General features: G+C 72.6%; 7 protein-coding genes. 2 read left to right on the top strand and 5 right to left on the bottom strand.

Features of this window, described 5'->3' with window-relative positions; translation table 11 throughout:
* Nucleotides 1-415, top strand: a 415-nt coding sequence (locus C1J01_RS46150; protein ID WP_181449335.1) for a PucR family transcriptional regulator, incomplete at its 5' end; no start/stop codon positions are given.
* On the opposite strand, the gene C1J01_RS46145 is transcribed toward C1J01_RS46150, so the two are convergent.
* From C1J01_RS46145 to C1J01_RS46135, 3 genes are all read right to left on the bottom strand, one after another.
* A complete protein-coding gene (locus C1J01_RS46145) occupies nt 402-1025 on the bottom strand; it encodes a LysE family translocator (protein ID WP_111185330.1) in 624 nt (207 codons plus the stop codon). The genes C1J01_RS46150 and C1J01_RS46145 overlap by 14 nt on opposite strands.
* A 5-nt stretch (nt 1026-1030) precedes the next feature.
* Nucleotides 1031-1978, bottom strand: a complete 948-nt coding sequence (locus C1J01_RS46140) for a quinone oxidoreductase family protein (RefSeq protein ID WP_111185329.1) — start codon at nt 1976-1978, stop codon at nt 1031-1033.
* Between the two features lie 82 nt (nt 1979-2060).
* Complete coding sequence (locus C1J01_RS46135) at nt 2061-2759, bottom strand: hypothetical protein (RefSeq protein ID WP_111185328.1); 699 nt, start codon at nt 2757-2759, stop codon at nt 2061-2063.
* 381 nt (nt 2760-3140) lie between these two features.
* On the opposite strand from C1J01_RS46135, the gene C1J01_RS50725 reads away from it, so the two are divergent.
* Nucleotides 3141-3479: a hypothetical protein gene (locus tag C1J01_RS50725; RefSeq protein ID WP_181449334.1), complete on the top strand. Its 339-nt coding sequence runs from the start codon at nt 3141-3143 to the stop codon at nt 3477-3479.
* A gap of 12 nt (nt 3480-3491) precedes the next feature.
* On the opposite strand, the gene C1J01_RS46130 is transcribed toward C1J01_RS50725, so the two are convergent.
* The gene (locus C1J01_RS46130; RefSeq protein ID WP_111185331.1) at nt 3492-4349 is read right to left on the bottom strand and encodes a Vgb family protein; all 858 of its coding nucleotides are present in this window, start codon (nt 4347-4349) and stop codon (nt 3492-3494) included.
* An 11-nt stretch (nt 4350-4360) separates the two neighbouring features.
* On the bottom strand, nt 4361-5036 hold a 676-nt coding region (locus C1J01_RS46125; protein WP_146615992.1), incomplete at its 5' end, for an ATP-binding cassette domain-containing protein.

The raw sequence follows: 5036 nt of genomic DNA, 5'->3' as shown, positions 1-5036 counted from the left end.
GGGCGGCGTGGTGGCCTCCTACCGGGAGGCAGCGCAGGCCCTGGAGCTGGCCGACGGGCTCGGGCTGACGCTCGACGTGGTCAAGGCCGCCGACCTGCTCGTCTTCCCCGTGCTGCTGCGCGACAGGGGCGCCATCGAAGACCTGGTGACCAGCGTGCTGAACCCGCTGCTCGGCGCCCGCGGCGGGCACGAGCCGCTGCTGGAGACCCTGGAGGCCGTCTTCGCCTCGCACGGCAACCAGGCGGCCGCGGCCCGGCGGCTGGGGCTGAGCGTGCGGGCGGTGACGTACCGGCTGGAACGGATCCGGCGGCTGACCGGTTTCTCCCCGGACGACGCGACGCAGCGCTTCACCCTGGAGACCGCCGTCCTCGGCGCCCGCCTGCTGGGCTGGCCCAAGGGCTTCACGTCTCACTGACGGCGAGGCGGACGCCGAAGCCCACGATCACCACGCCGGTGAGCCGGTCGAGGAACAGCCGCACCCGGGGCGAGCGCAGGAACCCGCTCATCCACGACGCGAACAGGATCAGCAGCGCGCTCCACAGCACCCCCTCGGCCGCGTGCACGCCCGCCAGCGCCAGCCCCATCAGCGCGTGCGGCGCCCCCTCGGGGATGAACTGCGGCAACATCGCCACGTAGAACGCCCCCACCTTGGGGTTGAGCAGGTTCGTCAGCAGCCCGCGCCGCAGCCCGGCGCCGAAACGCACCTCCTCGGCCTCCGGCTCGCCGTGGCCGGGGCCGGGCCGCGCGAGCAGCATGCGCAGCCCCATCCACACCAGGTACGCCGCCCCCGCCCAGCGCAGCACCTCGTACGCCGTCGCGGAGGCGGCCAGCAGCGCCGACAGCCCGGCCGCGGTGAGCAGGCCCCAGGTGAGCGTGCCGAGCTGGATGCCCAGCGTCACCCCCCAGGCCGGACGCCGGCCGGCCAGCAGCGACGTGCGCAGGACCAGGGCCGTGTCGAGGCCGGGCGTCACCGTCAGCAGCGCCACAACGGCGGCGAACGACCACATTGATCCTGCGATGTCCATGAACGTCAGGGTATGAGGAGGAGTTTCCCGGTCGTCCGGCGACCTGCCAGGTCCTCGTGCGCCTGCCGCGCCTCGGTCAGCGGATAGCGGTGGGAGATGGAGATCCGCAGGTGCCCGGAGGCGATCCAGCCGAACAGGTCGGAGGCCCGCCAGAGCAGCTCCTCCCGGTCGGCGATGTGGTGGATCAGCGTCGGCCTGGTCAGGAAGAGCGAGCCCTTGCTGTTGAGGATCTGCGGATCGACCGGCGGGACGGGGCCGCTGGCGGCGCCGTACAGGGCCATGAGGCCGCGCGGGCGCAGCACCTCCAGGCCGCCGTCGAACGTGGTCCTGCCGACGCCGTCGTACACGACGTCGATCGAGCGGCGCAGAGGCTCGACGAAGTCGTCGTAACGCAGCACCTCGTCCGCGCCGGCCTCCCGGGCGAGCTTCTCCTTCTCGCTCGTGGACACGGTCGTGTAGACCTTGGCGCCCTTCAGCTTGGCGAGCTGGATGAGCAGCTGCCCCATCCCGCCGGCGCCGGCGTGGATCAGCACCCGGTCGCCCTCGCGTACCTCGTGGGTGGAGTGGGTGAGGTAGTGGGCGGTCATGCCCTGCAGCATCGCCGCGGCCGCCACCTCGGCGGACACGCCCTCCGGCACCGGCACCACCCGCTTGGCCGGCACGACCGCCTTCTCGGCGTAACTGCCGATCACGTTGGCCCACGCGACGGTGTCGCCCACGGCGACGCCCTCCACCCCGGGCCCGACGGCGGACACCGTCCCGGCCCCTTCTGACCCGATGGGGGTGGGCAGGTCGAGCTTGTACGCACCGGAGCGGTGGTAGATGTCGATGAAGTTCACCCCGCTGGCGGCGACGTCGACCACGACCTCGCCCTCACCGGGAACCGGATCGGGACGCTCAACGTATTCGAGAACCTCGGGCCCGCCCTGGGCGGAGACGATGATGGCATGCATACCGCATAGTCAACCCGCCCTCACTCCCGCACACCACACCCACCCTCCTCCTCGCACCGGCCGGGCACGCCTGCGGTGAACGTCAGCCCACGGCCAGTTCGACGAGCCGCCCGATCGCGACGGCGACGGCCATGGAGACGATGGCCAGCAGGATCGAATATCCGCAGCCGCTGCGCCCGTTCACCCGTTTGGACGGGGCGAGCTCTTCGCCGTGCCGTCGCCACAGGGGTCTGGGTTCCAGCACGAGGAAGAGGAACACGCCGATCTGGCCGACGGTGAACAGCCAGAACCACGCCCACCGGTTGGCGAGACGCGGGGTGGAGCAGAGCATGGCAAGGAAGGCGAGTATCCAGGCGGCGCCGATCCACCAGCCGCCGGGAGAGGCGAAGGGCCAGTCGGGGAAGAACCCGTTGCCGGAGGACTCCATCCACGGCCTCTGCATGACCAAGACCGGCGGGTCAGGCGCGTTTCGCAGGTCGGCCATGAGGAGGGCGGTCGTGTACGGCCCTTCGAGATCCACGATCGGGCCCTCCACGCGGTGCCAGGCCAACGGCGACTCCGACCACACCAGGGACGTCAGCGCGCCCTCGTTCTCCGTCCAGTAGTCGATGCGCTCGACCTCGCCGGCCAGCACCGCGCTACGGAACCGCTCCAGCGTCCGCGCAGACGGAAAGGACACGGCGGTGGACACCACCAGGCCCACGAGCAGGGAGAGCAACAGCGCCAGCCGGGCCACGAAACCGGTCGTGCGGAGAGCGCGGGCGACTAAGTCAGACTCCATGCCACCTTCCTACCGCAATGCGCGTCGTCCAGCACCGCACCCGTCGCCGTGGGTCTCCCGCTTCCCGGACGGGCCGACGCGCGTTCGCCGGGCGGCGGCGGTCCTGCCTGCTGGGCCGTGTGAGGCTTCGGCGGTACGGCGCGTCCGACCACCGGCCTTGGAGCGGCGTGCGGCGGCAAGGCGCACTCCGTACGAAATCCGGCGCCGGCAGGGGCTCTGCCGGCCTGACGATGGGAACACCTCGATGGCTCTGCCGGACCGGCTGCGCGACGACGCCGCAGCCCTGCAGGACGACCTGGTACGGCTGCGGCGGGACATCCACCGGCATCCAGAAGTCGGCCTCGACCTGCCGCGCACCCAGCGGGCGGTGCTGGACGAACTGTGCCGTTCTCCCTGTCGCTGTCCGACCTGGTCCAGCAGCCGCACACCCGCGGTGAGGAGGTCGCGGTCGTGGTGGACGAGCACGACACCCCGTCCGCGCTGCGCGGCGCGGACGGCTGGGAGCTGGACGCCTCGTTGCGCATCGACGAGATCGCTCTCACCACCGGGGCGGGGCGGTGTAGCCGACCTGGGTCTGGGCTGGGCGGGCGTCGGGAGAGCCCGCCCAGTTCGGTTCCAGGGCGTGAACGGGCCGGCGCGACCCCGGGTGCAACGCGCCACCGAGGAACCCTTGATGGCCGGTGCCGGTTCGCGTGGTTGTCGGGGATCGTCGCAGGCTGAGAAGACGGGTGGTCAGGGGAGGCGGGCCAGGGCGCCGGATTCGAGGGCTGTCCAGATGGCGCCGTCGGGGCCGACGGTGAGGCCGTGGGGCTCGACGTCGAGGGATGGGGCGTGGGGTGGTCGGGGGAGAGGGTGTTCGTCGATGGTGCCGTCAACGGAGATGCGGCCGAGACGGCCGGTGGCCCATTCGGTGAACCAGAGGGCGTCGTCGGGGCCGGTGATGATGGCGTGAGGGCGGGCCGCACGGTCGGGGAGCGGAAACTCGGTGATCTTGCCGGCCATGTCGATCCGCCCGATCTGCCCGGCGCCGATCTCGACGAACCACAGCGCGTCGTCAGGCCCCCGCGTGATGCCCACCGGCGCGGCGCCCTCCGTGGGCAGTGGATGGACGGCCACCTCGCCCGCCGGTGACAACCGGCCGACGGCGTTGCCCTGGTTGAGGGTGAACCAGAGCGCGTCGTCGGGCCCCGTCGCGATGAAGGCGGGCATCCCGCCCTCCACCGGCACCGCGAACTCGGTCAGGACCCCGTCGGCGCCGATGCGCCCGACCCTGCCGGGCCGCATCTCCGTGAACCACATGGCACCGTCGGGGCCCGCCGTGATGCCGTACGGGGTGTCGGCCGCATGAGCCGTCACCCGGCCGTCGGGGGTGATGCGGCAGACCCGGCCGCCCTTCCCCTCCGTGAACCACATCGCCCCGTCGGGCCCCGGCGCGATCACCGTGGGCTGCCCGTCGGCCGGGTCGAGCTGGTGGATCACGGGCTCCTGCCCGGGCACCAGCCTGCCGACCCGCCCCTCGTGGACGAGCGTGAACCACAGCGCCCCGTCGGGGCCCGTGGCGATGCCGTACGGAGAGCCCGCCTCGATCATGGTCAGGTCGGTCACGAGATGCGTCCTCCGGTCAGTGTGATCACGGTGCCGCGGAAGCGGCGGACCAGGGCGCGGTCGTGTGACACGACGACGAGCGCGCCCCGGTAGGCGTCGAGCGCCCGCTCCAGCTCTTCGGCCAGTACGGGCGAAAGGTGGTTGGTGGGCTCGTCGAGGAGCAGCAGGTCGTGCTGCCCGGCCAGCAGGCGGGCCAGCGCCAGCCGGCGTCGTTGCCCGACCGAGAGCGTGCCCACGCGCCGGTCGAGCACGGAGGCGCGGAACAGGCCGGTGCGCAGCAGCGCGGCGCGGCGCTCGTCGGGGTGGCCCCGCCCGCCGTACGCCTGCAGCACCGTCAGGCCGGGGTCGAAGGCGACCTCCTGGGCCAGGTAGCCGACCTCGGTGTCGCGGGCGTGCGCGGCGACGGCGCGCAGGAGCGTGGTCTTGCCCGCTCCGTTGGCGCCCCTGACCAGCAGCCGGTCACCGGCCCTGATCGTCAGCGCGGGCACGTGGAGCCGATCGCCCACCCGGACGTCCCGCAACTCCGCGACCACCCGGCCGCCCACGCCGTCCGCGTCATGCCCGTGAGCCGCCGAGGCGGCTTGTCGCGGGGTCGGGTGCGCCGGTGGGTTCTCGGGGGGAGGCATGTCGGACGAACCCGCCGAGGATGCGGGATCGAAGGCGCCGTGGAAG

The organism is Nonomuraea aridisoli (assembly GCF_003236395.1).
In the GTDB taxonomy this organism is placed as follows: domain Bacteria; phylum Actinomycetota; class Actinomycetes; order Streptosporangiales; family Streptosporangiaceae; genus Nonomuraea; species Nonomuraea aridisoli.
Note: the sequence above shows the minus strand (reverse complement) of the source record. Positions and strands in the feature narration are given on the sequence as shown.